This window comes from Mycoplasma sp. 6934 (genome assembly GCF_055523595.1).
The window spans coordinates 325,105-342,055 of sequence record NZ_JBVFVE010000001.1; the positions used below are offsets into that span (position 1 = coordinate 325,105).

A 16,951-nucleotide genomic window follows, 5' to 3' on the forward strand; every position below is an offset into this window, starting at 1 on the left:
TTCGGATTTTGTCCGAATATTTCTTCCCTGTCTACTTTGGGAAGGTTTTTTTTATCTTATTCTTTTATAATTATATCAGTTTATAAATTCTTTGATTTTTTGTGATAATTCAATAAAAGTAAGTCTTTTACAGGTTTGATCAAAATTTGGGAAAATTTCACTCTTAAGAATTGAAAAGAAATACTCAATTTCACGATTGTCAAGACTATTACCAATTCTTGACATTGATATTTTACCTTTTAGTGATTTTATTTTTTTAGTATATTCAAGCGAAGAATAAGCAGATCCATGGTCAGAATGTAAAATAAAATTATTTTTGAATTTTGTATTGGTGATATTATTCAAAATTAGTTCAGTATCATTTCTAAGTGATAATTCATAGGTCACAAACTTAGTTTTATGATCAATAATTGCAGATAAATAAATATGATTCTGTTCAATATCTTTTGGTGCTGGTATATAGGTCACGTCTGTTGCATATATATTATTGTTGCTTGAATTATAATCTCTTTTTACTAAATCAGGTACTTTAACACTAGTATTTTTAGATTCTTTAGTTTTATGTTTTTGTCTAACAAATGTTTTCAAATTCAGTTTTTTCATATAATTTCCTAGGGTTCTAGGATTTATTTGAATATTATATTCTTGGAAAATATATTTAGCAAGTCTCCTTCGTCCATACCTTTCTTTATTTTCGACAAAACTTTGAAAAATTATTTCTTTGTGTTTAACCTTTAGTTCTTTAGTCTTGTTGTTATCTTTCAATTTCTCGTAATATGTAGATCTTGAAACACATATCATTTTAGATTTTTTAGTATGTGAAAGATTCTTGATTTTCTTTATCTTTGAGATATCTGCATCAATATTATTTTCATTAAAAATTCGATAGTAGTATTTTATAACTGCATCTTTTTCATCATCTTTAAGAGTATCAATTCATGTATAATCGAGAACTTTCTTTTTCTTTCTCCCAACACCTTTATCTTTCTTAGGTGATTTACCGCTTTGTGATTCTATGTTCATATTTAAATTATACAGTTTTCTTTTCTTTAACATATTTCTCATTGATTCTTTATTTCAGTATACTTTTCTGATATCAAAACAGAAATTATCAAATTCTGCCTTGGTTATTCCCAGGTTCAAATATTTATCGTATAAGTCAAAAATTTTGATTCATTCTTTAGCCTTTAAATGTCTCATAACTACCTCTTTTTCTTTATATTAAAAATATTCGGATTTTGTCCGAATATTTTTTCCCTGTCTACAGTGATCATAACTGCATGTTTTTAATATTTATTTAATTCTAAAAACTTTGTTTGTAATAAACAGTATGCTAAACGCTAGCAATTAATTAATAAAAACAATATATGAGTCATTTTGGCAACCATTTAATAAAAATGAGGTTTAGAAAAGAAATCAATGATAAACAGAAATATAACAAATTTCTTTTATGTTTTGCTTATACCTAAGGTAAATGTTTTTTAAATTCAATATCATATCATTTTTTTAATCTATCTCTGAAACTAGTAGGTCTTTCACTTTCCTTTGGAGTAATAATGTTTCAATTAAGGTTATAATTTTTTTTAACTAAAAAAACTCTAAAGGAAGGATCAGGTTCATAGTATTGATCTGTTACACCTGGAGCTAAAGAGTCGAATGGGAATATTATATTTAAGGTTGCAATGGTATTTTCATAAGTAACTATAATTGATCTATCATCGGGGCTATCTTCATGATAATTAGAACTGTCTATAAAAATATCACTTTCTTTTAAAATAACATATGCATCTTGATTATCTAAATATAATTCTTCAAATAATTTTTTAATTTGAACATCTTGATTAAAATTATGAAATTTATTTAATTCTTTGAAGCGATTTATTATGTACTCATCAAATTCTTCATTGGTAGTTATTTTAATAAAATCTTTTTTTATTCATTGGAGGTTACTTTCAAAATGTGGATTTTTATTAAAAAATGTTTTGTTAAATACATCCTGGTCTTTTTGCATGTATTCTTTTTTAATAGTAAAATTAGATTGATTTACCCATTCCCCTGGTGCAAATATGGCTTTTTTGGTAAATTTTTTATGTTTTTTATTGATGATACTATATATTTGGTTAACTTCAGCATGGGCTACTTTTTCATCTATTGTATCATAAAATGGTCAGTGCTCATGACTAGGTTTTTTTTTAGTGTCTTGTGTATTATTTATTGATTTATCTGGTTTTTTTTGTTCATTTTTTTTATCATTAGCATCACTAATCTTATCGACAAAAACTGGAGGTTGTTCTATTGTTATTACTATAGGTAGTTTATTTTCAGTTTTTTTATCTTTGGTATCGTCATCAATCAAAGGTTCTTTAGTAATTAGTTGAGGTTCTTTTGTGCTACATGAAAAACTTATCAAAGGAAGAAAAAATGACCCTGACAATAATAATTTTTTAATAATTTTCATCTCTTACCACATGGGTTACAGCAACAATATCATCAACTGAGTTTTCAAATGAACTTTCTGATAGTTTTCTAACTGTATATCTATAAAGGCCACTTTCGGGAACTTTATATTCTATTAATTCATCGTTAGTTACAATTGTAAAAATACTTTCAACTGTTTTTCAGATTCCATTATTTTCTAATTTTTCAAGAATTAAATCATAGTCTGAAAATCATCTATTCTTTTGTCTCTTTTTAGCTTCTTCTTTTTTAAGTCAGTAGGCATCTTTATGTGTACTTACATCATAGGAATTAGAAATTAATAAAGCTTGATTGGCGTTGTATTCCTTTGCTATAGCAAACCTGTTTAACCTGTTTCCTCAATAGTTATTGTTATTTAAAGAATAATATGAAAATATTGGTGAACTTTTTAATATACCCGCATTAAAAGTTCAGGAACTAGATATTTTAATTGTTTGGCCTTTTTTGAGTTCTAATGCATCACTTGCAAGCACATAAGTACCTGAACCTACAGTTGGGTTAATTTCCTTAACTTTATAGTTTTGTGCTGCTAAAAGCATTGCTTGGAAATCTACAGTTCCTGCTCCATACTTTTCTGCATAACCACTAAATTTATATTTTAAACCTTCTATTTTTGGGCTTACCGCTGAAGCTGATAAAATCGCTTTTACAATTGGAACGCGATTATCACTATTTCTTATTTTTTCGTTATATTTCATTAGGTTTGAAATTAAACCTGTTACAATAGGAGCAGCATAACTAGTTCCGTTATAGTAATTATTTACGTTATATACAGGATTATAAAATTGTGCAGGAGCAACAACTAAAGGTTTTGAAATATCTTTGAATTCTTCAATTATCTTATAATTTGAGTATTTTGCAACTTTATTATATTTTAGGTTTTGTTTTGTTGCATTATCATCAAGAGCGCCAACAACTATTGAATTAAATGATAATTTCTCCCCTGCAAATGAATGTTCGTTGTCTGTTCCATCATTACCTGCAGAATAAACATTTATAACTCCATATTTTCTAGAGATAAAATCTAGAAAATATGCATTTTCTGCATAATCTTTTATATATGACAGTTGTATTTCTCTATTATGTCTCATTTTACGACCATAACTATGGTTAATTAATTTTATGCCATCTTTTTTAACCATTTTTTCAATTGATGACATCCATATGCTATCGAAGTTATTGATTGTATGCAAGTATATTTTAGAAGATCGATCAATTCCATATTGACCTCCAGCAATCAGAGACACCATAGTTGAATGTAGACAGGGAAGAAATATTCGGACAAAATCCGAATATTTTTAATATAAAGAAAAAGAGGTAGTTATGAGACATTTAAAGACTAAAGAATGAGTTAAAATTTTTGACTTATACGATAAATACTTGAACCTGGCAATAACCAAAGCAGAATTTGAAAATTTCTGTTTTGACATCAGAAAAGCATACTGAAATAAAGAATCAATGAAAAATATGTTAAAGAAAAGAAAACTGTATAATTTAAATATGAACATAGAATCACAAAGCGGTAAATCACCCAAGAAAGATAAAGGTGTTGGGAGAAAGAAAAAGAAAGTTCTCGATTATACATGAATTAATACTCTTAAAGATGATGAAAAAGATGCAGTTATAAAATACTACTATCGAATTTTTAATGAAAATAATATTGATGCAGATATTAAAAATATTAAAGAAATTGAAAATCTTTCATCAAAATACAAGGCAAAAATTTTTTTAATAGCAAGATCCACATATTATGAGAAATTGAAAGATAACAACAAAGCTAAAGAGATAAATGTCAAACACAAAGAAATAATTTTTAAAAGTTTTGTCGAAAATAAAGAAAGGTATGGACGAAGGAGGCTTGCTAAATATATTTTCCAAGAATATAATATTCAAATAAATCCTAGAACCCTTGGGAATTATATGAAAAAACTTAATTTAAAAACATTTGTTAGACAAAAACGTAAAAACAAAGAATCTAAAAATACTTGTGTTAAAGTGCCTGATTTAGTAAAACGAGATTATAATTCAATCAACAATAATATATATGCAACAGACGTGACCTACATACCAGCACCAAAAGACATTGAGCAAAATCATATTTATTTATCCGCAATTATCGACCATAAAACTAAGTTTGTGACCTATGAATTATCACTTAGAAATGATACCGAACTAATTTTGAATAATATCAGTAATACAAAATTCAAAAAAAATTTTATTTTACATTCTGACCATGGATCTGCTTATTCGTCGGTTGAATATACTAAAAAAATAGAATTGCTAAAAGGTAAAATATCAATGTCAAGAATTGGCAATAGTCTAGACAACCGTGAAATTGAATATTTCTTTTCAATTCTTAAAAGCGAGATTTTTCCAAATTTTGATCAAACCTGTAAAAGGCTTACTTTTATTGAATTATCACAAAAAATCAAAGAATTTATAAACTGATATAATTATAAAAGAATAAGATAAAAAAAACCTTCCCAAAGCATTCCGTTTGGCTTAGCCAAATGGTATGGTTGGGGAAGGTAAAACCGTCCGAAAAAAATTTCCCAGTTTAAATGAGTTTTGGAGTTGGGATTTTTTTCAGCATTAAGGTCGTTTATTTCAATACCATTTTTAAAATATTTTTGGTAGTTTGTATCAAATGGATATGATCACCATTCTAAAACACCTATTTTGTTAACATATGAATTATTTAAATGATTTGAAGCATTGACAATATTTGCGTTTTTATTTATTGAATCAATGAATCTTTTTAAGTTAAGATCAATATTTCTATCATCATCTAAAAGTCTAACAACGGATTTTGGCGACTCTACTTCTTCAGGTTCTTTATCAAAGGGTTTGACTGGATCAATATTGGTGGAATTAATATTATTGAATTTGTTTTCAAAAATTATAAATTTATAAATTATATTTCATTTATATACCTCAGTAACAAAATGTTTCCTATCCTGTTCGGTATCAAAGTAAAACCATACTATTGGTAAAATACTAATAGTATTAAAATTTTTATATATTAAATTATTTTTATTTACTTTGTTTATAAAGTCATTATTGAATTTAGTTATAAATTCCTCATTTTCAGTTTCAAAACCTGGATTTAATAATAATTTCAGTTCAAAGTAGTTATTGACTTGTATATCAACAATATGATTATTTGAATTTTGTGCAACCGTGATAGGTTGTTTTCTAATTTCAAATATTTCACTTTTTAAATTATCATATCATTCATTAACAATCACAGACTTCTTAGCAACTGAAGGTGTAAAAATCGCTGATAATCCTGAAAAACTGATTAAACATGAAAATAATAATTTTGACTTCTTTTTCATAATTTGCTCCCTAAATATTTATATTAAACATAAGTTTTATTATTTGTTTATTTTGTATATATTAAATTATACCAAAAGTTTGTAGAATAACTATTATGCTAGACTGGGTATTTTTCGGATGTTAATGACAAATATTTAGATATATATAAATAATATTGAAGAAAACAAATTTATTTAAAAAAATAGTATAAATTATTTATGAGAATAATACACAACTTAGTTAAGTATAAAATTTAAACAATTACGAATAAAAAATATTCGGATTTTGTCCAAATATCTTTTACATGTCTACAAAGTTAGAATGTTATTTAATAAATTTACTAAAAAAGATTAAATTGTAGTTATTAAATAATAAAACATAATTATACATAAAATTATTTGCCATAATGTGCATAACTTATAAGTTAAAAACTTGATACTTTAAAAATTCTTATTTTAATTATGTATATAATTCATTATCTCTTTACAATTTTACTTAAACTAATCCCGCGCTTAGTTTTCCAATCCTCTCACCCATTGCATGAACTACCTGTCACAAAATCGGCTGCACCTGAAGGTGAAGCGAATTCATAGTCATTTAGTAGAATATTATTTAGAATAACTCCATCATTTATTAATTGATTTCTAAGTTTTAATGCATTTTGACAATGTTCAGGAAATGATTTTGTTGTTGTGTCTGATATTCTTGAACCTTTAAGGACGGTAAACACATTACTTGATCAATACCCAATTCCATTTGAATTTCTATTTGTTATATAAAATAACCTTTGTTTTGTTTCTTTAATGTCATGGTTATTATTATGTAAATTTTTCTTATTAATATCTAAAACAGAATAACCCAATATTTTAACTAACATTTTAATGTTATAAAGAAATTCATTCATTGATGATATTTCGCTTTCGCTAAGGTTTGTATTCTTATATGTGTTTTTGTTTAAAACATTAAATTGTTTATTACTTTTTGCAATTGAAACTAATTCATTTTCTAGGTATTTTAAACATGGACAGCAAAATTTAACATTTTAGTTATTTATAATTCCATAGCAAATTGCTGTGGAGTTTTTCAGTTTAAGTTTGATTGAATTCGGTCATTGTTGTACCAAATTACATATTCTTGTATCATATCATTAAGTTCATTAAATGTTATTTTTGAATAATCTAAATCATTTAATAATTCAGTTTTAATGATTCCAAACCAATATTCAATTTCTCGATTATCAAGAGAATTTCCCACTCTTGATAACGAAATAATCCCACCAATATTTTTAACTTCTTTAATATATTGAGATGTGTATATTGAAAGCCATGATCTGAGTGAATGATAAAATTTTTGGATTTGTATTGCTTTAATGAATTTAAATTGTCTAAAACTAGTTCTAGATTATTACTTTTTGATAATTTAAAACCAATAATTTGTTTAGTTTTATGAGACAAAATTGCAGACAAATAAACGTGTGATTCTAACACATCTTTTGGCGCTTTTATATATGAAACATCAGTTGCATAAATATTTCGATTGTTTTGATCATTATAATCACGATTTACGAAGTTATCAATCTGAGTAGATAGATTTTTAATTTCTTTTCGTTTTGATTTTTGTCTAAGCTTACATTTTAGGCCTAAAAGGTTCATATATCTCCCTAATGAACGTTCGTTTATATCTATTTTGTATTTTTTAGATATGTAAACACTTAGTTTTAACCTTCCATATCTTGACTTTGTTTCTGCGAACGATTTTTCGATTACATCACTATATTTAGGGAGTTTTTGTGCAATTTTAATATTTTGAGTTTTAGAAATTGTTTGTCTAGAAATGCCAAAAACTTCTGCAAGCTTAACATAACTTATACTAAAACTTTTAGATTCAATAACTTTCTTACTTTTAGGTAATTCGTTGGTAATTTCATAATATCTTTTAGCTATTTGTAACAAATCATCACGATCAAAAATATCTCAATTTGGTTCTCTTTTCGTCTTAGGTTTGCCGCTTCCTTTTTTGCGGCTTTCACCTTTCTTTGTCTGCAATAAGTCTTCCATACCTAAATTATAATACTTAATTATTTTATTAATTCTAACTTTTACACTATTTCTTTGTAAGTTTTTTGTTTCTGGTGATATTTGGTAAATAGCTTGGTAAGCACCTTGGAAACCTGATTTTTGATATTCTTCATATATTTTTGCAAATTCTTCTTTCTTTAAATGTCTTGACATAATTTATCCTTTCAAAAAAAATTCTTCGTTGGTACCAACGAATGGTAACAGAAAAGCTAACATTTACATGTTAACTTTTCTGTCCGGCTTTATTTTACCAAAGATTTATTTAAATCACTTTTATATTTACTGACAAAACTTAAAGCAGTTGTTCAAGTATTAATTGGTTTATCTTCGTTATTATCATATGTATGTTCTTTTAAAGATTTCTCAATATTTTCAGCTTCCCCGATGTAAATACTATTATTATCATAAAACAAGAAATATACACCCGGGTGAGTTAAATCCGATCGTTTTAATCCTTGTAATTTATCCCTTGGAATTTTAATTCCCTTTCCTGTCCAATTTGATATTTCAGCTGGAATAATACCATTAGGGTCACCATCAACTAAAAATAATTCGATTTTTTTACCATAGTTCATATTTATCCTTCCAAAAATATAAAACATAATTTATACACTAAATATTTAAGGTTATTTCTGTAATTACTATTATATAAAAAGACAAAAAAGTTAAAATGAATGTTTATTATAAGGATTATATCCATTTTACTAAATATAATCTTGGGGACAAAATATACCTTATTTAATATTTATAGTATTTAATTATTTAATTAATTTAAATATATTTTAACATATATATATATATATATATATATATAGACAAAAAAATAAAAAACTTGATAATGCAAGTATAATAATAACTTTTAAATAAGTAGAATATAAATTATTATTACATTCTACTTATTCAAGTATATAATTTTAATTACAAAATAGTAATTAACGTATAACAAAGTTAGGAGTTTAAATGAAAAAAGTAAATATTAAAATTAAAGATATTGCAAAAATGGAATTTGAAATATTAGAATATGCAAATCCAGGCGATTATATTAGTTTAAAAGGTTTAACAGACGAGCAAAGCCAAATAATTTCATCACATATAGCAAGTGCAATTAACAATATTGATAAAGTGGCTAAAGAAAAAATTTACCAGCAAGCTATTTCAGAAAACACCAAATCCATATTAGAATCTCAAGAATATAATGATCTTAAATTAAGTAATGAAAAAAAATTATCAGCCCAAAAAGATGATTTTTATAACAAAATAATACCAAACAAAATTGAATTAGCAAAAAAAGAATGAGCAGATAAACAAGAAAATAACCTTAAATTAAAAGAGCAAGAAATAAAACTTAAATTACAAGAAGAATTGAATAATGCAAAAAATAACTCTATTAATTTACAAACTAAACTAATGGAAAAAGATCAGCAAATTAAAACATTAAATAAGATATTAGAAGAATTAAAACAATCTAAAAAAGATGAAATAAATGATGCAAAGAAACATCTCGAACTACAAACTGTTGATAAACTTAAAAATAAAGAAATGCAAGTAAGGCATGAATTATCGCAACAACTAAATGACCAAGAAAAAGAAATAGTAGTTTTAAAAAATACTAACCAAAACTTAGATAAAAATCTACAAGAAAAAAACAAAGAAATAGAAGCGTTAAAAAATCAAATTAATGGGTTAACTATTAAACGTAGCTCTTTAGGTCACATTCAAGCAGCTGGCGAAGATTATGAAACTTATATTCATTCTTTATTGCAAAATAACTTTAATTTTGATGAACATATCAATTTTTATAAAGCAACACAAACTAAAAACGGAATAAAACCAGATATTATTATTGAGTTTTATGATAAAAAATCTTATGATCGTATTTTAATTGGAAAAATAGTTGTAGAAATAAAAGCCAAAGTTAGTGAAAAAGGTTCAAAGAGAAATGAGGAATTTTACTCAAAATTATCAAAAGATACTTACAATAATGATGCAGATTATGGTATTTTAATTACTGAACTAAATCCAGATGAAGATATTTTTATTGAAATGGTTCAAGGTCATAACAATATTTATGTAGTAAGGGATCGTTCTTTTATCACTCTAGTTAGAATGCTTAGATTGTTATTTGAAACAAAGGCTAAAGTAAATGTTGATTTGAAAGATTTTAAGGATAAAGAAACAATTAAACTTGAATTTAAAAAATTCTTTGAAGAAGAAGTTGAGAAGAACTTTGAAAGATTAAAAGATCGTTTAAAGGTTATTGGTGTAGCTGCTGAAGATATTATTAAATCAGCACGAAAAATTGAAGAAAAAATGGACGAAATCGAACGTACTTCAATTAAGAAAATGGAAGCTGCTTTTGAAAAGAAATTCCAAAAACAAGATTTCTTAGAAAAATTAGATTCACTTAACCGCCGTAAATTAGAAAATATCAAAGAAATTGACCCTATCGAAGACTAACAAAAATGTTTAAGGTTTATAACCCTAAACATTTTTTAATATTATTTATTCTCTTCGTAACTTGCTGTATATTTACATTTAGGAAATCCAGTGCAGCCAATAAATTGTTGTCCTTTTTTGTTATTACGCACTAATAGTTCTTGTTGGCACTGTGGACATGTTTGATTAATAGATGGTGTTTCAAATGTATAAACATTCATTTTTTGTGAAGCATATGCAAATTCTTCTTGGAATTTATCTCAAAAATCTTGTAATACGTCGTTTTTAGATAATTGCTTATCAGCAATTTTATCTAATTCTTCTTCAACTTTTGCTGTATAACTTTCGTTAATAATATTTGAAAATACATCAGTTAATGAATCACAAATTGCAAAACCAAATTCGGTTGGAACTAGTTGTGATGATTCGTTATTAACAAACTTACGTTCTTTAATTAAATTAACAGTAGTAGCAAAAGTTGATGGCCTGCCTACTTTAATATAATCAAGCATTTCGATAAGGGAACCTTCATTATATCTTGGAGCAGGTTTTGTAGAGTGTTCTTCAAAATTAAATTTTTCTACATTTACAATTTGACCTTTTGTATAATTTGGATCAATATGTTCTTGTTCTTTTTGTGTAACTACATAATACCCATCAAATATAATTTTAGAATATGATTGTCTAAAATTATATTTATCATTAGAGAATTCATATAACTTAGATTCCCTAATAGGTTGAGTTATTAAAGCCATGAGTGTTGTATCATAAATTAGTTTATAAATTTTTAAATCATACTCAGTTAATTCAGGGTGCATTTTTGCTGCTTTTTCAGGTGTTAAGAAAACATCAGTAGGTCTAATTGCTTCATGAGCGTCTTGATCACCACTGAAACCTTTAATTTCTTTAGCAACATATTTATCGCCTCATTTTTGCTTAATATACTTTTGGGCTGCATTTATAAAATCATTTGATAAACGTGTACTATCGGTTCTCGGATAGGTAATTAATCCACCATTTCCAAAACCTTCATATAGTTTTTGTAAAATCCCTTGGGTTGATGCTGCAGAATACGGACTTTTCTTGTATAATGCAGCTTGTTTCAGTGGACTTATTGCACTAACTTTACGTTGGGATACGGCAAGGTTTTCAACGAGCAATGTTTTAGGTGCAGTTTCAAAATGCTTCTTAATTTTATCTATTTCATTTGATAAAATTCAACCCTTACGATCAGATGGATTATTAGGATTATAATAATATGTTAAAAGCGGATTATTTTCTAATTTAGCATTTAACATAAAGTATTCTTCAGGTATAAAATTTTGTATTTCACGCTCACGGTCAACAACTAATTTAAGGGCAATAGATTGTACGCGCCCTGCTGTTGGGATACCAGGGGAATTTTTAAATTTAGCTTTCATTAAATTAGACAGCCTGAAACCAATAATGCGATCAAGCATGCGGCGCGATTTTTGTGCATCAATTAAACCTTGGTTAAGATCAACTGGATTTAGTATTGCTTTTAAAATTGCATCTTTAGTAATTTCATTATATTTTATTCTTTTGAAGTTTTCAATTTTAAAATAACTTACTAAATGGTTTCCAATACCTTCCCCCTCGCGGTCAGGATCGGTCGCAATATATACAAAATCAGTATCTTTTAATTCCTTTTTGATTGCATTAACTATTTTGGTCTTAGTGCGGTCTAATGAATATTTTGGTTCTCATGCCTCTAAATCAATTCCTAAACTATATTGACCGTCTGTTTTCATTTTTAAAAAATGACCAACAGATGCTATAACTTTATAATCGTTTCCAAGATATTTTTGAATTGTGGAAACTTTGTTGGGTGACTCTACTATAACTAGATTTTTCATATTATAAAATATACAGTTTTTTTAATTATTTACAATAAAAAAACAAAAAAAGGTTTTATTTTTGCATTTTGTCTATTTCTATATTGTTAAAATAAATATTAGGAAACAGGTATAATATTAATTATGAAGAGAAATTATTACCAAAAAATAAAAAAAATAATTACTTTTCCAATTATTGAAATTAGTATAGTTGGTCTGGCTTTTAGTGTTTCATCATTTAACAAAAATAAAAATCAATCACTAGATTGGTATGATTCATTAGTTAATAAGAAATTTGAAATTAGAAACCAAGGAATTAAAATGGAGTTAAATAATGATAATGAACAAGTTTCGGTTTTTGTGAACAATAATTTTGAACTGAAATTATTATTAAATCCAGGTTTTGAAACTGAAAACGAGGAATTTATAAGTAAATTTAATAATGACTTTGTAAACAAAGTAAATAAAAATAATTTAATTTATAAATGATTTGAAAAGTCAATAATGATGCCTATTGTATGATTTTATTTCGATGATGAAAGTGATAGACAAAGTTTTGTTAAAGTTATTAAAGATTGAAAAGAAATTCATAAGTTTATAATCTTTGAAAACAAGTTCAATAATATTAATTCCAACAATCTTGATCCACTTAAGCCCTTTGATAAAGAACCTAAAGAAGTAGAGTTGCCAAAATCAGTTGTTAGACTTTTAGATGATGATAGGAATATTGATCCTAACCTAAAAAAATTTATTGATTCAGTAAATAAAAATGCAAATATTGTCAATGCTTCAAATCATTTAAATAATTCATATGTTAATAAATTTGGTGTTGTAGAAGTTTGGAACCATCGTTTTGATACAAAATATCAAAAATATTTTAAAAATGGTATTGAAATAAACGACCTTAAAACTGAAAAAAATCCAAATTCTAAAACTCATGCAACTATGGTGTCTTTGATAGCAGGAGGTCAATATGGAATTGATCAATCTTCTAAAATATATTTACATAGATTTAATAATTTTGATAGTCACTGAACAACATTAATTGAGAAAATGGTTAAAGTAGATGGAATTAAATTAATTAATCATAGTTATGGATATCGCATGTACAAGGAAATAGGTGTGCACAAAGAAATTTACCCGAGTTATTTACATGGTTATAACGAAAATGCATATTTTCTTGATTATATATCTCGTAAGTATGGAGTAATAAACGTTTTTTCAGCAAGTAACGATGGTAAAGATAATATGCACCTTATTACAGGTCCTCAATTATCGTTTAATTCTGTTATTGTCGGAGCACTTGATGATAAAGCAACAAGAGAAAATTTAAAATATAATATTATAGCCGATTACTCTAACTATAGATTAACAAATGAATTCAAGGATATTTCTAAACCATTAGTGGTTGCACCAGCTCAGTTTTATAATCCTGTTTATAATGTAAATAATTATTATAATGGGACTAGTTACGCTGCCCCTATTGTAACAGGTTTAATTTCAAACCTAATGAAATATAATGAAAAAATAAGAAATAGTGATAATCGCGTTCCAATTGTAAAAGCGATTTTATCAGCTTCAGCGGTAAGCCCAAAAATAGAAGGTTTAAAATATAAATTTAGTGGTTATGCAGAAAAGTATGGAGCAGGAACTGTAGATTTCCAAGCAATGCTTTTAGCAGCACAAAACTATAAAGTTAAGGAAATTAACCCAACTGTAGGTTCAGGTACTTATGTGCTTGCAAGTGATGCATTAGAACTCAAAAAAGGCCAAACAATTAAAATATCTAGTTCCTGAACTTTTAATGCGGGTATATTAAAAAGTTCACCAATATTTTCATATTATTCTTTAAATAACAATAACTATTGAGGAAACAGGTTAAACAGGTTTGCTATAGCAAAGGAATACAACGCCAATCAAGCTTTATTAATTTCTAATTCCTATGATGTAAGTACACATAAAGATGCCTACTGACTTAAAAAAGAAGAAGCTAAAAAGAGACAAAAGAATAGATGATTTTCAGACTATGATTTAATTCTTGAAAAATTAGAAAATAATGGAATCTGAAAAACAGTTGAAAGTATTGTTACAATTGTAACTAACGATGAATTAATAGAATATAAAGTTCCCGAAAGTGGCCTTTATAGATATACAGTTAGAAAACTATCAGAAAGTTCATTTGAAAACTCAGTTGATGATATTGTTGCTGTAACCCATGTGGTAAGAGATGAAAATTATTAAAAAATTATTATTGTCAGGGTCATTTTTTCTTCCTTTGATAAGTTTTTCATGTAGCACAAAAGAACCTCAACTAATTACTAAAGAACCTTTGGTTGATGACGATACCAAAGATAAAAAAACTGAAAATAAACTACCTATAGTAATAACAATAGAACAACCTCCAGTTTTTGTCGATAAGATTAGTGATGTTAATGGCAAAAAAGAAAGAGACCTACAGAACAATACAAAAGAACCTACTATTTTACACGAAGAACAAATCATTGGAGAGCTGGAAGAAATATACCAAGATATTTACCGTGTATATGAACCATTTACAAAAACAGGAGTTTTCGCACCTAAGGAATGATTAGAAGAAGATCAAGAAACAATTAAAGAGCAATACAAACAAAAAGGTATCGACACATTTAATATAACCTTTTTCAGTAGTTACCCTCCTTATCTAGAAGATATTAAGCAAGAAAAATGATTCGCAGCACGCTATGCACGAATAACTAATAAAGATGATTTTGACACTTATATTATAGAAAGATTTAAAGAACTCAATAAATCAAATGAATATAATGAGAGCACAAAGATAAAAAAACTATTTGAAGAATTATATTTAAATAACAAAGATGCATATGATCTTTTGAAAAGTAATGATATTTTCATAAAAACGGTATCAGGTAATTCTACAGAACCACGAGGCTCATCTATAATACCGATTTATGATAATCAAAGTGTAACGATAACTTCCATTGAACCACATGATAGCGATCCAGGGCCCGCTCCAATCCCTGATGTTTATAATCCTGATCCATCCCGTATTTGAAGGGTTTTCTTAATCAAAAAAAAATTTGCAGTGCAATATCGTGATATAAAGAGGGATAAAGACACTTCAGTGATCGCTTTTGGAAGCGAACTTATTAATTGATACAAAAATTTATTTTTAAAACAATATCCCCAAACATAGTTTAATCATAAAAGTTATTAGTTGCTATGCTGCCCCTACTTTTCCAAAAAACAACATATAAATTTATTTATTTAGCATTTTGATTTTTTACGTTTAATAATATAATAGATACGAGTATAAGAGCAAACTATATAAATAATTTAGAATTAAGCTAAATACTCCTTGACTATTATATAAATAAATAGTCCAGTAAGACCATAAGGAGAACAATGAACAAATACGAAATTATGATGATTGTTGATCCAAAAGCTGATGCAACTGTTGCATTTAAATTATTAACAAATGTTTTTGGAGCAGGTGTTACAAAATCTGAAAAATTGGAAAACAATCGTTTAGCTTACAAAATTAATAAATCTGCATTTGGACAATATGTTTTAGCAAATGTTGAAACAGAAGGTTCTAAAATTGCAGAATTTACACGTCGTACAAATATTATTAAAGAAATTTGGAGAGTACTTGTTATTAACTTGGATACCGAAAAAGGATTCCAACCTAACACTAAACTAGGTGTTGCTGGACAAAAACAAAATAGACAACCAAGAAAAAGAGTTTATACAAAAGAGTTAAAAGAAAAACAACAAGAGCAATAATAAGAATTATTAATTTCAAAATATCATTTATTAGAAAATTAGGAGGGGGGTTAAAGTGTTAAACAGAGTTATATTAATTGGGCGCACAACACAAGAACCTGAATTATCTTACACAAAGCAAGGTGTTGCATATTCAAGGCTTACTTTAGCCGTAGATCGTAAAAGATTTAATAATGAGCGTCAAACTGATTTTATTCCATTTGTATTATGGAGAAATCAAGCTGAGTTTGCTAAGAATTATATTCGCAAAGGGACAATGCTATGTATTGAAGGTGAGATTCATATTAGCCAATATACTAATCTAACTACTAATCAATTGCAAAGATCTTTTGATGTAGTTGTATCAGATATTAAGATCTTACAATCTAGAACGCAAGGTTTTGGTAATGACCAAAAAACTATAAGTTCTAACACAAACCAAGCGAATATAAATAAATCACAATCAAATAATTTTGAAAATCATAACAACTTCCCAGGGTCAGACTTTAGTAATATTGTTGATGATTCAACCCAAACAATTGATCCTAAAACTAACGAACAATTACATGAATTAGATGAAATTATTTTTAATGATGATACTTCCGGATTAACATTTCAATTTGATGAAGAAAATTAGGAGTTTTACATGGTATTTAACAAAAACAAAAAAACTTTTTTAAATAGAAGAAAAGTTTGTCTATTTTGCGAAAGCAAACAAACCTATATTGATTACAAAGATACAGAGGTTTTAACTAAATATATTTCAGCAACTGGACAAATCAAATCTAAATCACTAACAGGTACATGTGCTAAGCACCAAAGAAAATTAGCAACTGCTATTAAAAGAGCAAGATTCATTGCTTTATTACCATTTACAATTGTACGTACACGTTCAAATTCAAGATAAATTTACAACCTTAAAAACTGAAAAGAAGAACTGAAAATTTCATTAACAGTTTTTCTTTTTTTTATTATAATATCTACCAATATGAAAAGGAGATTGATTTTATTTAGAATTTTAGA

The 16,951-nt window shown here is 26.6% G+C and carries 16 protein-coding genes; 7 read left to right on the plus strand and 9 right to left on the minus strand.

Annotated elements, in window-relative coordinates; translation table 4 throughout:
• Window positions 1-51 precede the first annotated feature (51 nt).
• The 3 genes from AC0B4S_RS01475 to AC0B4S_RS01485 form a co-directional block, all read right to left on the minus strand.
• A complete protein-coding gene (locus AC0B4S_RS01475) occupies window positions 52-1,200 on the minus strand; it encodes an IS3 family transposase (RefSeq protein ID WP_465101351.1) in 1,149 nt (382 codons plus the stop codon).
• 265 nt (window positions 1,201-1,465) lie between these two features.
• Window positions 1,466-2,458 carry a hypothetical protein gene (locus AC0B4S_RS01480; RefSeq protein WP_465101352.1) on the minus strand — a complete coding sequence of 331 codons (993 nt, stop codon included), beginning with the start codon at window positions 2,456-2,458 and terminating at the stop codon, window positions 1,466-1,468.
• Window positions 2,445-3,728 (minus strand): S8 family serine peptidase, encoded by a 1,284-nt coding sequence (locus AC0B4S_RS01485; RefSeq protein WP_465101353.1) that lies wholly within the window; start codon window positions 3,726-3,728, stop codon window positions 2,445-2,447. Before AC0B4S_RS01485 ends, AC0B4S_RS01480 begins: the two co-directional genes overlap by 14 nt.
• Before the next feature lie 73 nt (window positions 3,729-3,801).
• Here AC0B4S_RS01485 and AC0B4S_RS01490 point away from each other — a divergent pair, with 73 nt between their 5' ends.
• On the plus strand, window positions 3,802-4,950 hold the full coding sequence (locus AC0B4S_RS01490; protein ID WP_465101354.1) for an IS3 family transposase: 1,149 nt from the start codon (window positions 3,802-3,804) through the stop codon (window positions 4,948-4,950).
• On the opposite strand, the gene AC0B4S_RS01495 is transcribed toward AC0B4S_RS01490, so the two are convergent.
• From AC0B4S_RS01495 to AC0B4S_RS01515, 5 genes are all read right to left on the minus strand, one after another.
• Entirely contained in the window at window positions 4,932-5,816 is an 885-nt protein-coding gene (locus AC0B4S_RS01495; RefSeq protein WP_465101355.1) for a hypothetical protein, read from the minus strand. The two genes, AC0B4S_RS01490 and AC0B4S_RS01495, sit on opposite strands and share 19 nt — an antisense overlap.
• 455 nt (window positions 5,817-6,271) lie before the next feature.
• Window positions 6,272-6,700 carry a DUF4357 domain-containing protein gene (locus tag AC0B4S_RS01500; protein WP_465101356.1) on the minus strand — a complete coding sequence of 143 codons (429 nt, stop codon included), beginning with the start codon at window positions 6,698-6,700 and terminating at the stop codon, window positions 6,272-6,274.
• A gap of 146 nt (window positions 6,701-6,846) precedes the next feature.
• Window positions 6,847-7,050 (minus strand): IS3 family transposase, encoded by a 204-nt coding sequence (locus tag AC0B4S_RS01505; RefSeq protein WP_465101357.1) that lies wholly within the window; start codon window positions 7,048-7,050, stop codon window positions 6,847-6,849.
• Window positions 6,984-8,027, minus strand: a complete 1,044-nt coding sequence (locus AC0B4S_RS01510; RefSeq protein WP_465101358.1) for an IS3 family transposase — start codon at window positions 8,025-8,027, stop codon at window positions 6,984-6,986. Before AC0B4S_RS01510 ends, AC0B4S_RS01505 begins: the two co-directional genes overlap by 67 nt.
• 89 nt (window positions 8,028-8,116) lie before the next feature.
• A complete protein-coding gene (locus tag AC0B4S_RS01515) occupies window positions 8,117-8,449 on the minus strand; it encodes a GIY-YIG nuclease family protein (protein WP_465101359.1) in 333 nt (110 codons plus the stop codon).
• A 385-nt stretch (window positions 8,450-8,834) separates the two neighbouring features.
• On the opposite strand from AC0B4S_RS01515, the gene AC0B4S_RS01520 reads away from it, so the two are divergent.
• Window positions 8,835-10,331: a DUF2130 domain-containing protein gene (locus AC0B4S_RS01520; RefSeq protein WP_465101360.1), complete on the plus strand. Its 1,497-nt coding sequence runs from the start codon at window positions 8,835-8,837 to the stop codon at window positions 10,329-10,331.
• Window positions 10,332-10,372: 41 nt separating this feature from the next.
• Here AC0B4S_RS01520 and topA read toward each other — a convergent pair whose 3' ends face one another.
• Entirely contained in the window at window positions 10,373-12,187 is a 1,815-nt protein-coding gene (gene topA, locus AC0B4S_RS01525; protein WP_465101361.1) for a type I DNA topoisomerase, read from the minus strand.
• A 123-nt stretch (window positions 12,188-12,310) separates the two neighbouring features.
• On the opposite strand from topA, the gene AC0B4S_RS01530 reads away from it, so the two are divergent.
• The 5 genes from AC0B4S_RS01530 to rpsR all read left to right on the plus strand — a co-directional run bounded on the left by AC0B4S_RS01530 (window position 12,311) and on the right by rpsR (window position 16,835).
• Window positions 12,311-14,407 carry a S8 family serine peptidase gene (locus AC0B4S_RS01530; protein ID WP_465101362.1) on the plus strand — a complete coding sequence of 699 codons (2,097 nt, stop codon included), beginning with the start codon at window positions 12,311-12,313 and terminating at the stop codon, window positions 14,405-14,407.
• Window positions 14,394-15,359, plus strand: coding sequence for a hypothetical protein (locus AC0B4S_RS01535; RefSeq protein WP_465101363.1), 966 nt, complete (start codon window positions 14,394-14,396; stop codon window positions 15,357-15,359). Before AC0B4S_RS01530 ends, AC0B4S_RS01535 begins: the two co-directional genes overlap by 14 nt.
• A gap of 209 nt (window positions 15,360-15,568) precedes the next feature.
• A complete protein-coding gene (gene rpsF, locus AC0B4S_RS01540) occupies window positions 15,569-15,949 on the plus strand; it encodes a 30S ribosomal protein S6 (protein ID WP_465101364.1) in 381 nt (126 codons plus the stop codon).
• 55 nt (window positions 15,950-16,004) lie between these two features.
• Window positions 16,005-16,565, plus strand: coding sequence for a single-stranded DNA-binding protein (locus tag AC0B4S_RS01545; RefSeq protein ID WP_465101365.1), 561 nt, complete (start codon window positions 16,005-16,007; stop codon window positions 16,563-16,565).
• A 9-nt stretch (window positions 16,566-16,574) separates the two neighbouring features.
• Window positions 16,575-16,835 (plus strand): 30S ribosomal protein S18, encoded by a 261-nt coding sequence (gene rpsR / locus AC0B4S_RS01550; protein ID WP_465101366.1) that lies wholly within the window; start codon window positions 16,575-16,577, stop codon window positions 16,833-16,835.
• Window positions 16,836-16,951 lie beyond the last annotated feature (116 nt).